The sequence below is a fragment of the Methylobacterium sp. WL18 genome (assembly GCF_008040015.1).
GTDB lineage: Bacteria > Pseudomonadota > Alphaproteobacteria > Rhizobiales > Beijerinckiaceae > Methylobacterium > Methylobacterium mesophilicum.
Map to the genome: position 1 here is coordinate 1 of NZ_VRVD01000797.1, position 1,880 is coordinate 1,880.

Consider the following 1,880-nt stretch of genomic DNA (forward strand, 5'->3'; position numbering starts at 1 on the left):
GTGGTGGCCGATCTCGGCGCCGGGCCCGAGGCCGTCGAGGCCTGGGCCAAGGCCCGGGGCGCGCCGCTGGTCCGCATCCGTGACGCCGTCGACGCGATCAGCGCCTCGGGCCTGACGGTCTCCAAGGCCACGGTGGCGGCGAGCCTGCTCGGCGATCTGGTCCGGGCGGATTGAAGGTTCGCCCGGTGGTCATGCGCCCGGCGTCGAGGCGGAGAAAATCCGGCTTCCGCTTCGGCTGACGGCCGTCACCGTCAGACCGAGGCCCAGGATCGACACGGCGGCGGCGAGCAACGGCAACTGGCCGTAGCCGGCGCCTAGCGTCAGGGCGGTGCCGCCGATCCAGGCCCCGGTGGCGTTGCCGAGGTTGAACGCACCCTGGTTGAGCGTCGAGGCGAGGTTCGGCGCGTCGCTGGCAGCCTCGACGACCCAGATCTGCAGCGGCGAGACCAGCGCGAAGGCGAGGCCCGACCACAGGACCAGCACGGCGACGGTCGGGATGGCGTGGTGGGCGACCGCCGCCAGGACCAGCAGCACCGCGACGATGCCGATGAACCCGCCGATGATCGTCGCCATCAGGCCCCGGTCGGCGAAGTGGCCGCCCGCGAGGTTGCCCACCGTGAGGCCGATGCCCGCGGCGAACAGCACCCCGGTGACGCCCTGCGACGAAAACCCGGTCACGCCAGTCAGGAACGGCGTGATGTAGGTGAACACCGTGAAGAAGCTGACCGAGGAGAGGGTCGAGATCAGCATCGGCCGCAGCACCGGCCAGCGCCCGAGCGCCCGGAACTCCTTGACCAGGCCGCCGCGGGTACCGGGCAGTCCGGCGGGCACGAACAGCTGGATCGCCAGCCCGGCCAGCAGGCCGATCACCACCACGGCCCAGAAGGTCGAGCGCCATCCGCTAACTTGACCCAGGGCCGTTCCCAACGGCACACCGAGGACGTTGGCCAGGGTCAGCCCGGCGAACATCAGCGAGACCGCCTGGGTCCGCTTCTCGCGCGGCACCAGATCGCGCGCCACCACGGCGCCGATCCCGAAGAAGGCCCCGTGCGCGAAGGCGGTGACGATCCGGGCTGCCATCAGCAGGCCGTAGCTCGGCGCCAGGGCGCAGCCGACATTGCCGATCAGGAAGACCGCCATCAGGGCGAGCAGGGCCGTCTTCCGGGGCAAGCCCGCGGTGGCGATCGCCACGATCGGCGCGCCGACGACGACGCCCATGGCGTAGCCGGACACGAGGTAGCCGGCCTGCGGGATGGTGACGCCGAAGCCGTGCGCCACCTCCGGGAGCAGGCCCATGATGACGAATTCGGTGGTGCCGATACCGAACGAGGCGACGGCGAGGGCGAGGATCGGCAGGGACAGCACGTCGGCTTCCTTCGTTCGGACGGCGGGCGTCGCTTTGTGCAACGCAGCATGACGAAGGATGGAGCAGCACGAACTTTTGCATAGCGATGCACACGCGACGCACGGTTGCGCCGCGTGCACGGTCTCGACATCGACGATCCCGGACGATCAGGCCCGGGTGCTGCCGCGCTCGATCAGCCGCGGCGGGATCAGCACGCGCTCGCCGAGGGCCGATTCGGGTCCGGACATCCGGGCGATCATGGCCAGCGCCGCCTCGACCAGCGCCGGCACGTCCTGGTCGAAGCTGGTGAGATCGTAGCCGCCCCACCCCGCCGCCGGGATGTCGTCGTAGCCGATCACGCGGACCTCGTCGGGAACGCGCCGGCCGACGCGCCGCAGCGCGTCGATCGCGCCCAATGCGCAGAGGTCGTTGGCGCAGAAGACGCCGTCGACCGGGGCGTCCGCGCGAATCCGCATCGCCGCCTCGGCGCCGCCCTCATACGTGTAGGCGGATCCCGCGACGCGTGGCTCCGGCA

General features: G+C 71.3%; 2 protein-coding genes. Both read right to left on the reverse strand.

Going from position 1 to position 1,880, the window contains the following annotated elements; translation table 11 throughout:
• Positions 1–189: 189 nt before the first annotated feature.
• Positions 190–1,365: an MFS transporter gene (locus FV228_RS28400; RefSeq protein ID WP_147857541.1), complete on the reverse strand. Its 1,176-nt coding sequence runs from the start codon at positions 1,363–1,365 to the stop codon at positions 190–192.
• 147 nt (positions 1,366–1,512) lie between these two features.
• A partial coding sequence (locus tag FV228_RS28405; protein WP_187277950.1) for a substrate-binding domain-containing protein occupies positions 1,513–1,880 on the reverse strand: 368 nt, incomplete at its 5' end.